Source organism: Rathayibacter sp. AY2B7 (assembly GCF_002931635.1).
Lineage (GTDB): Bacteria > Actinomycetota > Actinomycetes > Actinomycetales > Microbacteriaceae > Rathayibacter.
The window spans coordinates 25,688-42,199 of the sequence record NZ_PSUC01000015.1 but is presented as its reverse complement, the minus strand read 5'-3'; the positions used below and the strand labels follow the sequence as shown (position 1 = coordinate 42,199).

Here is a 16,512-nt window from a genome sequence, read left to right as displayed (position 1 = left end):
GGCGGGGGTCACCTCGACCAGTGCGGTGCGCCGCCCGAGCGAGGCGCGGGTGTCCTCGCGGCGGGAGTGGGCGGCCGTGCGGGCTGCGCGGGCCAAGGAGGAGGCGATCACGCCGTCGTCCACGACCACGGCGAGGCGGTCGTCGTCCACGGTGTGGCGGGCCCGGGCCCCGGGCGCCAGTGCGAGCACCAGCAGGACCAGGGCGAGAATGCCCGCGCCGACAGCCACGCCGATGAGGGCGGGGTTGGCCAGCGACGCGACTCCGACGATCGCGCCCAGCAGGGCGGACGGTGCGGCGAGCAGGGGCGCGGCGCCGAGGACCGCGAGCACCGCCTCCGTGCCGATGTAGGCCGCGACCAGGGCGATGAGCACCAGGACGACGATCTGCGCGGCGGAGCGGGACTTGTGGGTCTCGCGACGGAGGTAGCGGCTGTAGCGGGTGTCGGGCGCCGACGGTGCGGGGCTCATGCGACTCTCCTCGTGCTTCGGGTGCGGGTGCCCGTGACCCGGATGTCGATCCGGCTGACGGTGCGCCCGGTCAGCGCCTCCATGCGGGAGGCGATGCGGGTGCGGTCGCCGTGCAGGCGCTCGAGCAGGGAGCCGCCGGCCGGGGCGGTGCCCGGCTCGACGACGACCGGCGCGGTCACCGCCAGGGCGAGGCCGCCCCGGTCGTCGGAGAGGCGGACGCGGATCGCGGAGACCTCCACGCCCAGCTCCTCGTGGACGATCGCCACGGCGGCGCGCTCGATGGAGCGGACGGTGATGGTGACGGTGCCCGCCACCGGCGATGCGGGACGCGTGTCGAGAGCGGTCACAGAGGGCTCCTAGCGGGAGGTGGTGCGGCCGCGGAACACGTCCACGAGGCTGCGCACGTCGAGGGTGCCGTCGGCGATGCGGGCGATCACGACGCCGAGGGCCATGAAGAGGGCGGTGAGGACGAAGCCCCAGAAGCCGAACATCAGGGCCGCGAAGGCGAGGATCGCGCCGACCACGACACCGAGGACGGTGCTGCGGCCGCCGGGGGCGGTGGGCGCGGGGCGCTGGAAGTCGCTCATCGGACGCGGCTCTCGGTGGCCTCGTCGTCCTTGTCGTCGCCGGGGATGTGCACGTCGACGACGGCGACGTTGATCTCGGAGACGGCCATGCCGACGAGCTCGGTGATGGCCTCGGAGACGGCGGCGCGGACGGAGTCGGCGACCTTCTGCATCGGCACGGGGTACTCGACGACGATGGTCACGTCGGCCGCGACCTGGGTCTCGCCGACCTCGACACTCACGCCCTGGGCGTGGTCGGCGCCGCCGACGGCCTGGCGGATCGCGCCGAAGGCACGGGCGGCGTTGTTGCCGAGGGCGAAGACGCCGGGCACCTGACGGGCCGCGATGCCGGCGACCTTGGCCACGACGCTGTCGTCGATGACCGTGGTGCCCTGGGCGGTGCCGGAGGTCCGCGAGCCGCCGAGGCTCGTGACCGTGTCGACGGAGGTCTTGTCGACGCGGGTGGTGGAGGGGGTGCGCGTGGTGTCGCTCATGAGGTCTCCTGGACGTCTCATCGGCTGCCGTTGCTGAGCAGACCGGGGTCGAAGGCCCGGCGGAATTCCGGTCGGGCTGTGCTTTCATGAGTGAGACGGAGCCCGGACGGCGTTCGTCACGGTGCTCGGCGGACTTTTTCCTGAGCGTCACCTGAGAGGCGGCCCGAGGCCGCGTGAGCGGAGAGGGAGGAGGCGCCGTGCCCGGACTGGAAGCGGCGAGCGACGCGCTGCTCGCCGAGCGCTCCGCCGAGGGCGACGTGCGCGCCTTCGAGGTGCTCGTCAAGCGGCACCAGTCGATCCTCCGCGCCTACGCCTGGCGGCTCACGGGCTCGCAGGCCGATGCCTCCGACGCCGTGCAGAACGCGCTGATCACGGTCTGGGCGCAGCTCCCGCAGCTCAAGGAGCCGGCGAGCGTGCGCAGCTGGATGATGCGGATCGTCAGCCGCTCCAGCGTCGACCTGCTGCGCCAGCGCCGCCCGACCGACGACGTCGACGCCGTGGAGCATCCCCCGGCCCGAGAGCCCGGCCCGTTCGAGGCCGCTGAGCAGAGCGACGCCATGCGGGCTCTCGCGCACGCCCTGTCCGAGCTGCCGGAGTCGCAGCGGCAGTGCTGGGTGCTGCGCGAGGTCGGCGGGGAGTCGTACAACGAGATCGCCGATCACCTCGGTCTCACGGTGACCGCCGTGCGGGGCAAGCTCGCCCGCGCGCGCGAGTCGCTGGTCGTGGCGATGGAGGACTGGCGATGAGGGAGCAGACGCGATGAACGCGGACCAGGGTCCCGGCGGCGGGCCGGAGCGCGCGGGGGAGCACGATGTCGTGCTGCCGCCCGCGCTCGAGCAGGAGGCGGACGCGACGGAGCAGGAGGTCGACGGCATCGGCATCGACGAGCTGAGCGACTACCTCGACCGCGGGCGCACTCCGTACGACCCCGCCATCGAGGAGTCGCCGGAGCACCGGCGCACTCTGCGCGCCCTCGAGCGCGTGCGCGCCCTCTCCGGCGCGCTCATCGACGACGACGCCGCACGCCTGCCCGCGCCGGAGGAGAGCTGGTTCGGCTCGATCCTCACCCAGGTGCGCCGCGAGTCGCGGGCCGGACGCGACATCCCGCTGGCGAGCGTCCAGCCCGACGTGGCGCTCACGATCACCGAGGGAGCGGTCCGCGGACTCGTGCGCGAGGCGGGCGACAGTGTCGCCGGCGTGCTGGTCGGCCGCTGCCGCCTTGTCGGCGACATCGCCGAGCCGGGCGCGGAGGTCGTGGTGGAGCTGACGATCTCGGTCTTCTGGGGGGTGCCGATCGCCGAGGCGGCCCAGCAGGTGCGCGAGCGCGTGCACTCGCGGCTGCTGACCCAGACCGAGCTGAGGGTGTCGAGGATCGACGTCCGCGTGGAGGACGTCTACGTCCCCGGGACGGAGGAGTCGTGAGCGGCCTCGAGGCGGCGGCCCCGGTCGATCCGGTGTCCGCGCTCGCCGCGGAGCTGCGTGCCCTGGACGGCGTCGCGACCCTGATGCCGGCCAGGCCCGAGGTGCGCGACGTGCTCGCGCATGCGGCGACGACGCTGAGCGCGACCGGGATCGTGGTCGAGCCGCTGGGCACCGCGAGCGGCGGCACGTTCGCCGATCCGGTCCTGGTCCGCGTCGCGGGGGACGAGGTGTCCGTGGCCGTCGACCTCTGCGTGACCGCGGAGGCGTCCGCGCCGGACGTGGCGCGCGCGATCGGAGCCGCGGTGCGCGAGTGGTGCGTCCGGGTGCACCCGGAGCTGCGGCCGCGGGTGACCGTCCGGGTCGCCGCGATCGACTAGCCGGATCGGGGAGCGGGCGCGGCTGTCCGCAGGCCGCGACGCCTCGCCGCGAGGAGCGGAGCCGGGCCGGGCGGTCCCGTGCGTCCCTCCTGCGGAGTGCACGCTGCCGACCGGAGCGACGGTGCTGCGGGCCGCCCGCGGTCGGTGTCCGCTCCGTCCTCCCTGAGGAGCTTCCCGCTCAGGCGAGCCTCCCGAAGAGCTTCCCGCTCAGGCGCGCTCGGCGAGGAACGCGATCGTCTCGGCCGCCGTCGGCGCGGACACCGCCGCTCCGGCGCGGGTGACCGAGATCGCCGCGGCCGCGCTCGCCCAGCGGGTGAGGGCGACCAGCTGCTCCGGATCGTCGAGCCGTGCTCCCGTGGCGGCGAGCCGGGCCGAGAAGGCGCCGCAGAAGGTGTCGCCGGCGCCGGTGGTGTCCACGGCCTCCACCCGGAAGGCCGGGGTGCGCACCGGCTCGCGGTCGCGGACCGCCACGACGACGCCGTCGGAGCCGAGGGTGACCAGCACGAGCGGCACCAGCGCGGTGAGGGCAGCGGCGAGCGCGTCGTCGTCGGCGGCGGTGATGCCGCGATCGGCGGCGAGCTCGCGGGCCTCGTGCTCGTTGACGATCAGCACGTCGAGCACCGCCAGGAGCTCCTCCGGCAGCGGTCCGATCGGGGCGGCGTTCAGGATCGACACCGTGCCGCCGGCGCGCGCGGCGCGGGCCGCCTCCGTCACCGTCGCTGTCGGGATCTCGAGCTGGAGGAGCAGGGCGTCGGCCGCCGCCACCAGGGCCGACTCCTCTCCGGTCAGCCCGACCAGGGCGGCGTTCGCTCCGGAGTCGACGACGATCGCGTTCTCCCCGCGCTCGTCCACGGTGATCTGCGCGGTGCCGGTGCGGACGTCGCCGCGGCGGGCGCGCAGCTCCAGCGGCTCCTCGCCGAGGACCGCGGCGAGCCGGTCTCCCGCCGAGTCGCGTCCGAGGCTCGTGACGAAGACGGTGCCGGGCTCGGTCCGTGCGGCCGCGACGGCCTGGTTGAGGCCCTTGCCGCCCGGGAAGGTGCTCGCGTCGAGGGCGAGCACCGTCTCTCCGGGAGCGGGGATGCGGGCGACCCGGTGGACGTGGTCGAGGTTGGCGCTTCCGAGCACGAGGAGGGGCATGCCCTCGACGTTAGAGCACGCGCAAGGGGGTCCGCCGCGGGCTCGGCCGCACCTACGGTGGAGGCATGGAAACTCGAATCCTCGGACGCACCGGCGCCCCCGTCTCCGTCGTCGGCCTCGGAACCTGGCAGCTCGGTGCCGACTGGGGGGATGTCGCCGAGACCGACGCCCTCGCCGTGCTCGACGCCGCAGTGGAGTCGGGGGTGACCCTCTTCGACACCGCCGACGTCTACGGCGACGGCCGCAGCGAGCGGACGATCGGCGCCTACCGCGCGGCGCACCCCGACGCGCAGGTCTTCGTCGCCACCAAGATGGGCCGTCGCGCGGAGCAGATGCCCGCCAACTACGTGCTCGACAACTTCCGCGCCTGGACCGACCGCTCGCGCGCCAACCTCGGCGTCGACACCCTCGATCTGGTGCAGCTGCACTGCCCGCCCACCTCCGTCTACTCCGACGACGCCGTCTACGACGCCCTCGACACCCTCGTCGCCGAGGGCGCGATCGCCGCCTATGGCGTCTCGGTCGAGCGCACGGAGGAGGCGCTGACCGCCATCGCCCGCCCGAACGTCGCGAGCGTCCAGATCATCCTGAACGCGTTCCGCCTCAAGCCGCTCGACGAGGTGCTGCCCGCCGCCCGCGAGGCCGGCGTCGGCGTCCTCGCGCGGGTCCCGCTCGCCTCGGGCCTGCTCAGCGGCCGCTACACGACCGAGACCGTGTTCGCGCCGGAGGACCACCGCAGCTACAACCGCGACGGCTCCGCCTTCGACGTCGGCGAGACCTTCTCGGGCGTCGACTTCGCGACTGGCGTGGAGGCCGCGCAGGAGTTCTCCCGCCTCGCCGACGACCACGGCCTCGCCCCCGCGGCGGCAGCGCTCGCCTGGATCATCCAGCAGGAGGGCGTCACCTCGGTGATCCCCGGCGCCCGCTCGCCCGAGCAGGCCCGCGCCAACGCGGCCGCCGCCTCCGCCGCGCCCCTCGGCCCCGCCTTCATGGAGGCCGTGAACGCCCTCTACGACACCCACTTCCGCCCCACCGTCCACCCGCGCTGGTAGCCGGCCCCCTCCTCACCGCCGCTGAGTCGCCCGAGAAGGCTCGTTCTCCTGGTCGGGAACGAGCCTTCTCGGGCGACTGAGCGCAGCGGCTAGGAGTTCAGCGCCGCGTCCACGATCGTGCGCGCCTCGGCCTGGACCTCGTGCAGGTGGTCGAGGCCGCGGAAGCTCTCGGCGTAGATCTTGTAGACGTCCTCGGTGCCGGAGGGACGCGCAGCGAACCAGGCGTCCTCGGTGACGACCTTGACGCCTCCGACGGCCGCGCCGTTGCCGGGCGCCTTCGAGAGCTTCGCGGTGATCTCGGACCCGGCGAGGGCCGTCGCCGCGATCGCGTCGCCATCCAGCTTGCCGAGGGCCGCCTTCTGCGCCTTCGTCGCCACCGCGTCCACGCGCTCGTAGACCGGGTCGCCGAAGCGCTCGGTCAGCTCGCGGTAGAGCGCCGACGGGCTCTTCCCGGTGACCGCCACGATCTCGGAGGCGAGCAGCGCGAGGAGGATGCCGTCCTTGTCGGTGGTCCAGACGGTGCCGTCGAAGCGGAGGAACGAGGCGCCCGCGGACTCCTCGCCCCCGAAGCCGACCGAGCCGTCGACCAGCCCGGGGACGAACCACTTGAAGCCCACCGGGACCTCCCAGAGGCGCCGGCCCAGCGACTCCGCGACCCGGTCGATGATCGAGGAGGAGACCAGCGTCTTGCCGATCGCCGCGTCCTCGCGCCAGCCGGTGCGGTGGCGGTAGAGGTAGTCGATCGCGACGGCCAGGTAGTGGTTGGGGTTCATCAGCCCGCCGTCGGGGGTGACGATGCCGTGCCGGTCCGCGTCGGCGTCGTTGCCGGTGAGGATGTCGAAGTCGCCGGCGCGCGCGACCACCGAGGCCATCGCGCTGGGGGAGGACGGGTCCATCCGGATCTTGCCGTCCCAGTCGAGGGTCATGAAGCCCCAGGCCGGGTCGACCTCCCCGTTCACCACGGTCAGGTCGAGGCCGTGCATCTCGGCGATCAGCTGCCAGTAGTGCACGGAGGCGCCGCCGAGGGGGTCGGCCCCGATCCGCACGCCGGCCTTCCGGATCGCGTCGAGGTCGATGATGTTCGCCAGGTCCGCGACGTAGTGCGTGCGGTAGTCGTAGGTCTCGACCGCGGAGGGCTCGGCCGAGGTCACGCCGCGGTTGCCGTCGGCGATGAGCTCGTTGGCCCGGTCGGCGATCCAGGTCGTCGCGTCGGAGTCGGCGGGGCCGCCGTGCGGCGGGTTGTACTTGAAGCCGCCGTCGCGGGGCGGGTTGTGCGAGGGGGTCACCACGATGCCGTCGGCCCGGTCGGTGTGCGCGGGGTCGTTGTTGTAGCGGAGGATCGCGTGGCTGAGCGCCGGGGTCGGCACGAAGTCGTCGAACTCGTCCACGAGCACGCGGACCTGGTTGCCCACCAGGACCTCGAGCGCGGTGGTGAGGGCCGGGCGGGAGAGCCCGTGCGTGTCGGCGCCGATGAACAGCGGGCCGGTGATGCCCTGCTCGGTCCGGTACTCGACGATCGCCTGGGTGACGGCGGCGATGTGGTCCTCGTTGAAGGCCGTGTCGAACGAGGATCCGCGGTGGCCCGAGGTGCCGAACACCACCTTCTGAGCCGGGTCGGAGACGTCCGGCTTCTTCTCGTAGTACGCCCTCACGAGGGCCTCGACGTCGATGAGATCGGAGGCCTGTGCCGGCTTCCCTGCGCGATCGGTCATGCGGTCCATAGTGGCAGTCCGGCCCCCTCCAGGGGTACCGCGGCTGGCTAGGCTTGCGCCATGCCCGACAGCGCCCCCGAGACCCGTGCCTACAGCTATCTCGGGCCCAGCGGCACGTTCACGGAGGCGGCCCTCGCGCAGGTCCCGGAGGCGCGCGGACAGCTGTGGCGCAGCGTCGCGAACGTGGGGGAGGCGCTGAGCGATCTGGTCACCGGCCGCAGCGACGGCGCGGTGATCGCGATCGAGAACTCGGTCGAGGGCGGAGTGACGGCCGCGCAGGACGCGCTGGCGCGGATCCCGGGGCTGCGCATCGTCGGCGAGTACCTGGTGCCGGTGTCGTTCATCCTGGTCGGCCGCCCGGGGACGAGCCTCGAGGAGGTGCGCACCGTCGCCGCGCACCCCGTGGCCTACGGACAGTGCCGGGTGTGGCTCGACCGCGAGATCCCCAGCCACGAGCACCTGCCCGCCTCCAGCAACGTCCAGGCCACCGTCGACCTGCTGGGCGGATCTCCCGCGGACGCGGCCATCGCCCCTCCCGGGATCGTCGCCCACCACGACGTCGCGGTGCTGGCGGAGCGGATCGGCGACAACCCGAACGCCGTCACGCGCTTCGTGCACGTCTCGCGCTCGCACGCGCTGCCCGAGCCGACCGGCGCCGACAAGACCAGCGTGATCGCCGAGCTCCCGGCCGACCAGCCGGGCGCCCTGCTCGACATGCTCGAGCAGTTCGCGACCCGCGGGGTGAACCTGAGCATGATCCAGTCGCGGCCGATCGGCGACGCCCTCGGCCGGTACCGGTTCGTCATCGACCTCGACGGGCACGTCCAGGACGAGCGGGTCGCCGACGCGCTGATGGGGCTGCGGCGCTTCAGCCCGAAGGTGATCTTCCTCGGCTCGTATCCGCGCGCTGACCGCCGCCCGGTCACCTCCGTGCGACGCTACGACGACGAGGTGTTCCTCGAGGCCCGCGACTGGCTGCGCGGGATCCTCTCCCACGAGCCGGAGGTCGACGATGACCGGGGACGACGATGACGGGTCACGAAAATGACTGACGACGACGAACGGGTCGACCCGCGCTACGACCCGGCCTTCCAGCGCGGGTTCTCGGGACCGGTGGAGCGTCTGAGAGGCGACGAGCGGGCGTTCGCGAGGCCCGGCACGGGTGCCGCCCCCGGCGCTCCCGCCGCCACGTCCGGAGCCGCCGCTCGTTCCGCGCTCCCGGAGTCGCGCGAGGTCCGCCCCGGCTCCTCGTCCGTGCCCGGACCGCGCCGCATCATGGCACTGCCCGACATCGCCGGAGCCGCCGAGGGCCGGCGGTCGCACCGCCTCGGCGCCGAGACCGCGCCCGCACCCCTGCCGGAGCCGGCCGCCGACCCCGCTCCCGCTGCTCCCGCCGAGCCCGTGCGCGAGGCGCCCCTGCTGCGGAACCCGTGGCTCCTCGTGCTCCTGCTCGCCGGCCTCGCGGGGACCCTGATCGGCCTCGCGCTCCTCTACACCGGCTACTCCTCGCCGCCTCCGCCCTACTACGGCGACTCCGACGTGCCCTCGCCCGCGTGGATCCAGCGGCAGCTCCTCTACTACTCCTGCATCCCCCTGCTGGGCTGCCTGCCGGCGTCGCTGCTGCTGGCGGTCGGAGTGGCGGCGCTGCGGTGGCGCGGCGTCGTCGTGCGGCCCCGCGCCGAGGAGCCGCGCGAGTCCGCGCAGCTCCTCGAGGCCGAGGCTCAGACTCCGGACGCGCCGAAGAGCAGGCCGAGGAGGTAGGTCACCAGGGCCGCGCCGTAGCCGATCCCGAGCTGGCGCAGCGCCCGGGCCAGCGGCGGGGCGCCCGAGAGCAGCCCGACGACCGCGCCGGTGGCGAGCAGGGCGATGCCCACGAGCACGCAGGCGACGACCACCGCGGTGAGCCCCGTCAGGCCGAGCAGGTAGGGGAGCACCGGGATGATCGCGCCCGAGGCGAAGAAGCAGAAGCTCGACAGCGCCGCGCCCATGCCCGTGCCGATCGACTCGTGCTCGTCGACGTCGGGGTCTCCTGCGGGACCGCCCAGCGTGATGGGGGAGGTGACGGCGCCGCCGCGCAGGCCCGTGAAGACGGAGGAGGCACGCGCGTCGGCCTGCTCCTGGGTCATCCCGCGAGCGCGGTAGACCAGGGCGAGCTCGTTCGCGTCGACGTCCAGATCGGGGACGATGCGGTTCGCGTCGAGGTCCGGGCTGGAGGCCGAGAGCAGCTCGCGCTGCGAGCGCACCGAGACGAACTCGCCCGCGCCCATCGAGAGGGCGCCGGCGAGCAGGCCCGCGATGCCCGTGAACAGGACGACGCCAGTCCCGACTCCGCTCGCCCCCACTCCGAGCACGAGGGCGAGGTTCGAGACCAGGCCGTCGTTCGCTCCGAAGACCGCCGCGCGGAACGTCCCGGAGAGGCGGTTGCGACCGCGCTCGGCGAGCCCGCGGACGACCTCGCCGTGGATCCGCTCGTCGGCGGCCATCGCCTCGGTGGCGTCGTCGTCGTCGGCGTAGGGGGAGCGGGCCTCGGCGCGCTGGATCAGGGCGAGGACGAACACGGAGCCGAAGCGGCGGGTGAGGAAGCCCAGGAAGCGCGTGCGGAGGTCCGGGCGGGGCGCGGGCTCCGCCGCGGAGCCGAGGAGCTCGCGCCAGTGCTCCTCGTGGCGGCCCTCGGCCACGGCGAGCGCGAGCAGGATCTCCCGCTCCTCGCCGGAGCGGCGGCCGGCGAGGTCGCGGTACACGGAGGCCTCGGCGAGCTCGTCGGCGAGGTAGCGGCGCCAGCGGCGCACCTGGGCGGGACTGGGGGTGGGGGCGGTGGTCGCCATGCGATCTCCTGGCTCAGGTCCGCCGACCCGCGCGAGAGGACCGGTCAGGACGTGCGTCGACTGACCGAAGGTCTCGTTCGCCCCGGCCGGAGCCGGGGTGGAGCGCCGGGCCCGGATCGTCCCGGACCAGCATGTCGACGCGCCTCGTCGTCCGCTCGGCGGACGGTGGGAACTACTCCCCTTCGCGGGGACCACCGTAGCCGAGATCGGAGGAGAATGCCCGGCCGATCCGTGGGCCGCCGGGCGGACGTCCGCCCGGCCCGGGGCCGGAGCATCGTCGAGGACGCTCGCGCCGGGTCAGAGCGAAGCGGTCGCCCGGGCGGCGCGGCGGGCCTGGCGCTCGTGCTCGGCGTCCAGGAGCGTGCGCGTGGCGGGGACCGCCAGGAACTCGACCAGGGTGTCCGTCTCCTCGACGATGCGCTCGGCGCGGTCGAGCGGGTCGGTGCGCAGGAGGCGGCGGGCGGCGGACGCGACGTGCGCCGGCTTCGCCGCCAGGGCGCGCACCCGCTCGTCGACGCGGCCGGCGAGGTCGGCGCGCGGCACGACCTCGGTCACGAGCTGCCACTCCAGCGCCTCGGCCGCGCGGACCGGGCGGCCGGACAGCACGAAGTCCAGCGCGCGGCGGCGGCCGACGACGCGGGGGAGTGCGGCGGTGACCCCCACGTCCGGGACGAGCCCGACGTCGCCGTACGCGCTGAGGAAGAGGGCGGCGGGAGTCGCGATCACGATGTCGGCGGCCAGAGCGAAGGCGATGCCGGCGCCCGCGACCATGCCGTCGATCGCGCAGACGACGACGGCGCGGCTGTCCTCGAGCAGGCGGATGACCTGGGCGGTCGTGGTCGCGACGTCGCGCAGGTAGTGGTCCGGGTGCTCGGACCCCATGATCGCCGAGATGTCGCCGCCCGTGCAGAACGCGCGGCCGGCCGCGGCGATCACGATGACGGAGCAGCCGGCGTCGGCGTCGAGGTCGGCGACGGTGCTCAGCAGCAGTCGCGCGGTGCCGAGGTCGATCGCGTTGAGGGCGTCGGGGCGGTTGAGGGTGATCCGGGCGACGGAGCCGTCGCGCTCGAGGACGACGCCGGGGGTCGCGTCGATGAGGGGGGTGGCGTGCATGGAAGAGCCTTCAGGGGAGCAGGGGTGTCGAACGCGGGGGGGACGTTCTCGGGGGATGACTCACATTCGCAGCCGTCCGCGCGATCGGATGCCTCCTCGCGGCCGATGCTCAGCCGGTCCCGGGGGTACGCGCGGGCGGCGGCCCGTCCCGGCCCTCCTCTACACTGCTGGGGTGATTGATCCCGTACTTCTGCGCGAGAACCCGGACGTCCTGAAGCGCTCGCAGGAGGCGCGCGGCGACTCCGTCGAGCTGGTCGACGAGGCGCTCGAGGCCGACCGCGTGCGCCGTGCGGCGATCACCGAGGCGGAGCGGCTCCGGGCCGAGCAGAACGCCTTCGGCAAGACCGTCGCCAAGGCTCCGAAGGACGAGAAGGCGGCGCTCGTCGTTGAGGCCCAGCGCCTCGCCGCCGCCGCCAAGCAGGCCCAGCAGGAGGCGTCCGAGGCCGGGGACGCCTTCACCGTGCTGGTGAAGCGCATCGCCAACCCGATCATCGAGGGCGTCCCCGCGGGCGGCGAGGAGTCGTTCGAGCTCGTCAGGACGGTCGGCGAGCGCCCCGTCTTCGACTTCGCTCCGCGCGACCACCTCGAGCTCGGCGAGCTGCTGGACGGCATCGACATGCAGCGCGGCGCGAAGGTCAGCGGCGCGCGCTTCTACTTCCTCAAGGGCCTGGTCGCCCGCCTCGAGATCGCGCTGATGAACCTGGGCCTCGAGAAGGCGCTCGCCGCCGGCTTCACCCCGCTGATCACGCCGACCCTCGTGCGCCCCGAGATCATGGACGGCACCGGCTTCCTCGGCGAGCACGACGACGAGGTGTACCGCCTCCGCGACGACGACCTCTACCTCACCGGCACCAGCGAGGTCGCCCTCGCCGGCTACCACGCCGACGAGATCCTCGACCTCTCCGGCGGAGCGAAGCGCTACGCGGGCTGGAGCACCTGCTACCGCCGCGAGGCGGGCTCGGGCGGACGGGACACCCGCGGCATCATCCGCGTGCACCAGTTCAGCAAGCTCGAGATGTTCGTCTACACCCTCCCCGAGGACGCCGAGGCGGAGCACGCGCGCCTCCTCTCGTACCAGGAGGACGTCCTGCAGAGCCTCGGCCTGCACTACCGCGTCATCGACACGGCGGCCGGCGACCTCGGCCAGAGCGCGGCGCGCAAGTTCGACGTGGAGGCGTGGGTCCCCACGCAGGAGACCTACCGCGAGCTGACCTCGACCTCGAACTGCACCACGTTCCAGGCCCGCCGCCTCGACACCCGCTACCGCACCGAGTCGGGGAGGACGGCTCCGGTCGCCACCCTCAACGGCACGCTCGCGACCACCCGCTGGATCGTCGCCCTCCTCGAGACCCACCAGCGGTCTGACGGCTCGGTGCTCGTCCCCGAGGCGCTGCGGCCCCACCTCGGCGGCCTCGAGGTGCTCGAGCCCGTCGCATGAGCGCGGCCCGCGCCTCCGGCCGCCGCCTCGTCGCCCTCGACATCGACGGCACCGTCATGCACGAGGACGGCACCATCACCCGCGCGGTGACGGACGCGATCACCCGCGTGGCCGCCCAGGGCGACGAGGTGATGCTCGCCACCGGGCGCTCGCCCTCCTCCACCCTGCCCGTTGTCGAGCGCCTCGGGATCTCGCCCGAGTACGTGATCTGCTGCAACGGAGCGGTCACGCTCCGCCGGGACGCGTCCGGTGCCTACGTCCCCGAGACGGTCGAGACCTTCGACCCGACGGAGGTCCTCGAGACCATCCGCCGCTCCCTCCCCGACGCGCACTACGCCGTCGAGGACGCGGACGGCGCCTTCTTCTACACCGAGGCGTTCCCGGGCGGTGCCGTGATGGGTGCCGAGACGACCCACGTCCCCTTCGAGGAGCTGCTCGGCCGGCTGTGCACCCGGGTCGTCGTGATCTCGCCAGAGACCGGGATCGAGGAGTTCACCTCGCTGGTCGAGGAGATGGGCCTGCACCAGGTCAGCTACGCGATCGGCTGGACCGCCTGGCTCGACATCGCCCCGCACGGCGTCAACAAGTCCACCGCGCTCGAGGTCGTCCGCGAGGAGCTGGGCATCGAGCGGAGCGACGTGGTCGCGCTGGGCGACGGCCGCAACGACATCGAGATGCTCACCTGGGCCGCCGCCGAGGGCGCAGGGCTCGCGATGGGGCAGGCGCCCGACGAGGTGCGGGCCGTGGCCTCCGCCGTGATCCCCTCGGTCCACCAGGACGGCGTGGCGGTCGCGCTCTCGGCGCTGCGCTGACCACGGTCCCGCGCGCTCGGCGGTTACTATCGGGTGTCGCTCCTGCGGGAGCGGCCGGGAGGGCTGTCCGAGCGGCCGATGGAGCCAGTCTTGAAAACTGGTGGGCGGAAACGTCTCGTGGGTTCGAATCCCACGCCCTCCGCCACGCCGTCCGCCGCGGAGTCCCGTTCTTCGCGTCGGCGCCTTCCGACGCCAGTCCTGGCGCGCGACGACGGAGGGCCGCCCGCTCTCCTTCGGAACGCGCCACCCCTCTGTATAGGATTGCGCGACGCCCGGGACCGACGCCCGGCCCTCACCTCCGCACCATTGACGCCTCGACACCGGGAGACGGATGCGCCGCACGGGCCCTTCGACACAGACTCGCGACACTCCGCGCACGCCGCGCCCCTTCGTGCGGCACGGCCGCCAGAAGCGGCACACCCTCGCGCGGACCCTGGTGAAGGGAGCCGCCCTCGTGGGCGGTGTCGGTGTGGTCGCCTCGGTGTCGGTGGTCGCGATCGCGGCGACGCTGATCGTCCAGTCCGTGCAGCCCTCGGTCGACCTGCACCCGGGCGCGGCCGGCTCCAGCGTCGAGGCCGGAGGCGCCCCGGAGATCGGCGCACTGGAGGGCGGCTTCAACGTCCTCGTCGTCGGCAGCGACTCGCGGAAGGGCCAGGGCGACGCCTACGGCGACCCCGACGAGGAGACGAGCGTCCTCAACGACGTCAACATGCTGATGCACGTCTCGGCCGACCACAGCAACGCGACGGTCGTGAGCTTCCCCCGCGACATGTACGTCGACATCCCGGAGTGCGTGAACGCCGCCACGGGTGAGACGATCCCCGCCCGGTACGACACCAAGATCAACGAGGCGATGGGCAGCGACGTCAGCCTCGGCTGCGTGGCGGGGGTCGTCGAGGACCTCATGGGCGTCCGGGTCGACTACGGCGCGGTCGTGCAGTTCAACGGCGTGATCGAGATGTCGAACGCGGTCGGCGGAGTCGACGTCTGCGTCGCGACCGAGATCGCGGACCCCTACACGAACACCTACCTCGAGCCGGGCGTGCACTCGCTCGAGGGAATGGCGGCGCTGCAGTTCCTCCGCAGCCGCCACGGCATCGGCGACGGCAGCGACCTGACCCGCATCAGCAACCAGCAGGTCTTCCTCTCGGCGCTCGTGCGCCAGATCAAGAGCGCGGACACCCTCCTCAACCCGGTCGCGCTCTACGGTCTCGCGAAGGCGGCGCTCGGCAACATGACGCTCTCGACCGGTCTCGACAACGTGAACACGATGGTCCAGATGGGACTCGCGCTGAAGGACGTCGACCTCGCGGACGTCGTCTTCGCGCAGTACCCGACCGGGGCGACTCCGAGCGGGGTGGAGCCGGACCGCGCCGCGGGCGACGTCCTGGCGAGCGCCCTGCAGACCGATCAGCCGATCGCCATCACCGGCGGCACGGGCGCCGGCGCGACCGTGGAGGGCGAGGCGGCGGCTCCGGCCGACACCGCCGCTCCGTCGGGCCCGGCGACCGCGGATCCGCTGGCGACGGCCGAGGCGGCACCCGGCACTCCTGCAGCGACTCCCGAGGACGGATCCAAGGTTGCCCTGCCAGAATCGGTCACCGGCCAGAGCGCCGACCAGCAGACCTGCTCGGTCGGCTTCTTCGGCTGAGCCGAGGGCGGGCGGCACCACGGGTGCTCTCCACCTCGCGCGCTGACTCCGGGACGACACGCGTCCCGCAGCCGAGAGAGAGTACGACCCGATGAGCGAACGCGCGTCCACCCGGACCACAGCAGCACGGCACGGCCGCCTGCGCCGCCCGAGCGGAGTGCGCTTCGCCGCGCGGATCCTCGCGGCCTGCGTGGGCGTAGGCGTGCTCAGCGCGGTCTGCATCGTGGCGATCGCCGCCTCGCTGATCGCCGGGAGCGCGCGTCCCTCCGTCGACCTCGGGATCGATTCGGGCGGAGGCGACGTGCCCGAGATCGGGGCGATCGAGGGCGGCGTCAACATCCTGCTCGCCGGCAGCGACAGCGCCGACGGATCGGCCGCCGGGGCCTACGGCGAGCGTGCCGAGAACCTCAACGACGTCACGATGCTCATGCACATCTCGGCCGACCACTCGACCGTGGAGGTCGTCAGCTTCCCCCGCGACCTCTACGTCCCGATCCCCTCCTGCACCGACCCGGCCACCGGCGCCGTCTCGGACGCGGTGGACTCGGCGAAGATCAACACCTCGCTCGAGGCCGGCGGGCTGGCGTGCACCGTGCAGACGGTCGAGCAGCTGACCGGGCTCGAGATCCCCTACGCGGCGCTCATCCAGTTCGAGGGCGTCATCGAGATGTCGAACGCGGTCGGCGGAGTGGACGTCTGCGTCGCCACCCCGATCCAGGACGAGTACACGGGGCTGAACCTCGACGCGGGCACGCACACGCTCGTCGGCGCCGAGGCGCTGGCGTTCCTCCGCACTCGGCACGGCGTCGGCGACGGCAGCGACCTCACCCGCATCTCGAGCCAGCAGGTGTACCTGTCGTCGCTGGTGCGCAAGGTGAAGAGCGCGTCGACGCTCTCGAACCCGGTGAACCTCTACGGCCTCGCGAAGGCGGCCGTCTCGAACATGCAGCTCTCCACCTCGCTCGAGAACGTGAACACCCTCGTGTCGATCGGCCTCGCGGTGAAGGACGTCGACCTCGCGAACGTGGTCTTCGTGCAGTACCCGACCTTCATCGACGGCAACGGTGTGTACCCGAGCGAGGACGCGGCGTCCGCGCTGAACGCGGCTCTCCTCGCCGACCAGCCGATCGCGTTGAGCGGCACCACCGGCGGCGGCTCGCAGTCGACGGGGGAGGAGCCCGGGGCGACCGGCGCTCCGGCGGCCACGGAGTCGCCGGCCACCGACGCCCCCGCGACCGACGCCCCCGCGACGAGCGCACCCGACGGGCCGGTCACCCTCCCGAGCGATGTCTCCGGGCAGACCGCGCAGCAGGAGACCTGCACGATCGGCCGGCCCCTGTCGGACCAGTAGGCGGCTTCTCGCCCTCCCGCGGAGGGGCGGGCGCCCGTGTCGCGAGGCCCTCGCGCGTGCGGTTATGATGGTCGTCGTGCGTCCGCCAGCGGGC

General features: G+C 73.4%; 18 protein-coding genes and 1 tRNA gene. 11 read left to right on the top strand and 8 right to left on the bottom strand.

Translation table 11 applies throughout. The features are described 5' to 3' along the window. The 4 genes from C5C27_RS04890 to C5C27_RS04875 form a co-directional block, all read right to left on the bottom strand. Positions 1–468, bottom strand: a 468-nt coding sequence (locus tag C5C27_RS04890; RefSeq protein ID WP_104313769.1) for a hypothetical protein, incomplete at its 3' end; no start/stop codon positions are given. After that, the gene (locus C5C27_RS04885) at positions 465–815 is read right to left on the bottom strand and encodes a hypothetical protein (protein WP_104224953.1); all 351 of its coding nucleotides are present in this window, start codon (positions 813–815) and stop codon (positions 465–467) included. The genes C5C27_RS04890 and C5C27_RS04885, both read right to left, overlap by 4 nt. 9 nt (positions 816–824) lie before the next feature. Continuing rightward, complete coding sequence (locus C5C27_RS04880; RefSeq protein ID WP_104224954.1) at positions 825–1,055, bottom strand: DUF2273 domain-containing protein; 231 nt, start codon at positions 1,053–1,055, stop codon at positions 825–827. Continuing rightward, positions 1,052–1,528 (bottom strand): Asp23/Gls24 family envelope stress response protein, encoded by a 477-nt coding sequence (locus tag C5C27_RS04875; RefSeq protein WP_104226785.1) that lies wholly within the window; start codon positions 1,526–1,528, stop codon positions 1,052–1,054. The genes C5C27_RS04880 and C5C27_RS04875 overlap by 4 nt, the downstream gene beginning before the upstream one ends. Positions 1,529–1,725: 197 nt before the next feature. On the opposite strand from C5C27_RS04875, the gene C5C27_RS04870 reads away from it, so the two are divergent. From C5C27_RS04870 to C5C27_RS04860, 3 genes are read left to right on the top strand one after another with little or no spacing between them, the layout of a single operon-like run. Continuing rightward, positions 1,726–2,274 carry an RNA polymerase sigma factor gene (locus tag C5C27_RS04870; protein ID WP_104224956.1) on the top strand — a complete coding sequence of 183 codons (549 nt, stop codon included), beginning with the start codon at positions 1,726–1,728 and terminating at the stop codon, positions 2,272–2,274. A 13-nt stretch (positions 2,275–2,287) separates the two neighbouring features. After that, positions 2,288–2,950, top strand: coding sequence for an Asp23/Gls24 family envelope stress response protein (locus C5C27_RS04865; protein ID WP_104313768.1), 663 nt, complete (start codon positions 2,288–2,290; stop codon positions 2,948–2,950). Then, positions 2,947–3,327 (top strand): hypothetical protein, encoded by a 381-nt coding sequence (locus C5C27_RS04860; protein WP_104238096.1) that lies wholly within the window; start codon positions 2,947–2,949, stop codon positions 3,325–3,327. The genes C5C27_RS04865 and C5C27_RS04860 overlap by 4 nt, the downstream gene beginning before the upstream one ends. Positions 3,328–3,534: 207 nt before the next feature. Here C5C27_RS04860 and C5C27_RS04855 read toward each other — a convergent pair whose 3' ends face one another. Beyond that, the gene (locus C5C27_RS04855) at positions 3,535–4,464 is read right to left on the bottom strand and encodes a ribokinase (protein WP_104313767.1); all 930 of its coding nucleotides are present in this window, start codon (positions 4,462–4,464) and stop codon (positions 3,535–3,537) included. A gap of 65 nt (positions 4,465–4,529) precedes the next feature. On the opposite strand from C5C27_RS04855, the gene C5C27_RS04850 reads away from it, so the two are divergent. Further along, on the top strand, positions 4,530–5,516 hold the full coding sequence (locus tag C5C27_RS04850) for an aldo/keto reductase (RefSeq protein WP_104238094.1): 987 nt from the start codon (positions 4,530–4,532) through the stop codon (positions 5,514–5,516). An 89-nt stretch (positions 5,517–5,605) separates the two neighbouring features. On the opposite strand, the gene pgm is transcribed toward C5C27_RS04850, so the two are convergent. Continuing rightward, positions 5,606–7,228, bottom strand: coding sequence for a phosphoglucomutase (alpha-D-glucose-1,6-bisphosphate-dependent) (pgm, locus tag C5C27_RS04845; RefSeq protein WP_104313772.1), 1,623 nt, complete (start codon positions 7,226–7,228; stop codon positions 5,606–5,608). A gap of 60 nt (positions 7,229–7,288) precedes the next feature. Between pgm and pheA the strand changes: the two genes are divergently transcribed. Together pheA and C5C27_RS04835 are read left to right on the top strand one after the other, a co-directional pair. Continuing rightward, complete coding sequence (gene pheA, locus C5C27_RS04840) at positions 7,289–8,260, top strand: prephenate dehydratase (protein ID WP_104247578.1); 972 nt, start codon at positions 7,289–7,291, stop codon at positions 8,258–8,260. A 12-nt stretch (positions 8,261–8,272) separates the two neighbouring features. Continuing rightward, positions 8,273–8,989 carry a hypothetical protein gene (locus C5C27_RS04835; protein ID WP_104313766.1) on the top strand — a complete coding sequence of 239 codons (717 nt, stop codon included), beginning with the start codon at positions 8,273–8,275 and terminating at the stop codon, positions 8,987–8,989. Here the strand turns inward: C5C27_RS04835 and C5C27_RS04830 are convergent. After that, a complete protein-coding gene (locus C5C27_RS04830) occupies positions 8,950–10,053 on the bottom strand; it encodes a VIT1/CCC1 transporter family protein (RefSeq protein ID WP_104313765.1) in 1,104 nt (367 codons plus the stop codon). The two genes, C5C27_RS04835 and C5C27_RS04830, sit on opposite strands and share 40 nt — an antisense overlap. Before the next feature lie 297 nt (positions 10,054–10,350). Then, complete coding sequence (locus C5C27_RS04825; RefSeq protein ID WP_104238091.1) at positions 10,351–11,166, bottom strand: enoyl-CoA hydratase/isomerase family protein; 816 nt, start codon at positions 11,164–11,166, stop codon at positions 10,351–10,353. 172 nt (positions 11,167–11,338) lie between these two features. Here C5C27_RS04825 and serS point away from each other — a divergent pair, with 172 nt between their 5' ends. From serS to C5C27_RS04800, 5 genes are all read left to right on the top strand, one after another. After that, complete coding sequence (serS, locus tag C5C27_RS04820) at positions 11,339–12,604, top strand: serine--tRNA ligase (RefSeq protein ID WP_104313764.1); 1,266 nt, start codon at positions 11,339–11,341, stop codon at positions 12,602–12,604. Then, positions 12,601–13,416 carry an HAD family hydrolase gene (locus C5C27_RS04815; RefSeq protein ID WP_104247582.1) on the top strand — a complete coding sequence of 272 codons (816 nt, stop codon included), beginning with the start codon at positions 12,601–12,603 and terminating at the stop codon, positions 13,414–13,416. Before serS ends, C5C27_RS04815 begins: the two co-directional genes overlap by 4 nt. 57 nt (positions 13,417–13,473) lie before the next feature. Next, positions 13,474–13,561 (top strand) — tRNA-Ser (locus tag C5C27_RS04810). 291 nt (positions 13,562–13,852) lie between these two features. After that, complete coding sequence (locus tag C5C27_RS04805; RefSeq protein ID WP_258066504.1) at positions 13,853–15,067, top strand: LCP family protein; 1,215 nt, start codon at positions 13,853–13,855, stop codon at positions 15,065–15,067. Between the two features lie 91 nt (positions 15,068–15,158). Continuing rightward, the gene (locus tag C5C27_RS04800; protein WP_104313762.1) at positions 15,159–16,418 is read left to right on the top strand and encodes an LCP family protein; all 1,260 of its coding nucleotides are present in this window, start codon (positions 15,159–15,161) and stop codon (positions 16,416–16,418) included. The last annotated feature ends 94 nt before the right edge of the window (positions 16,419–16,512 follow it).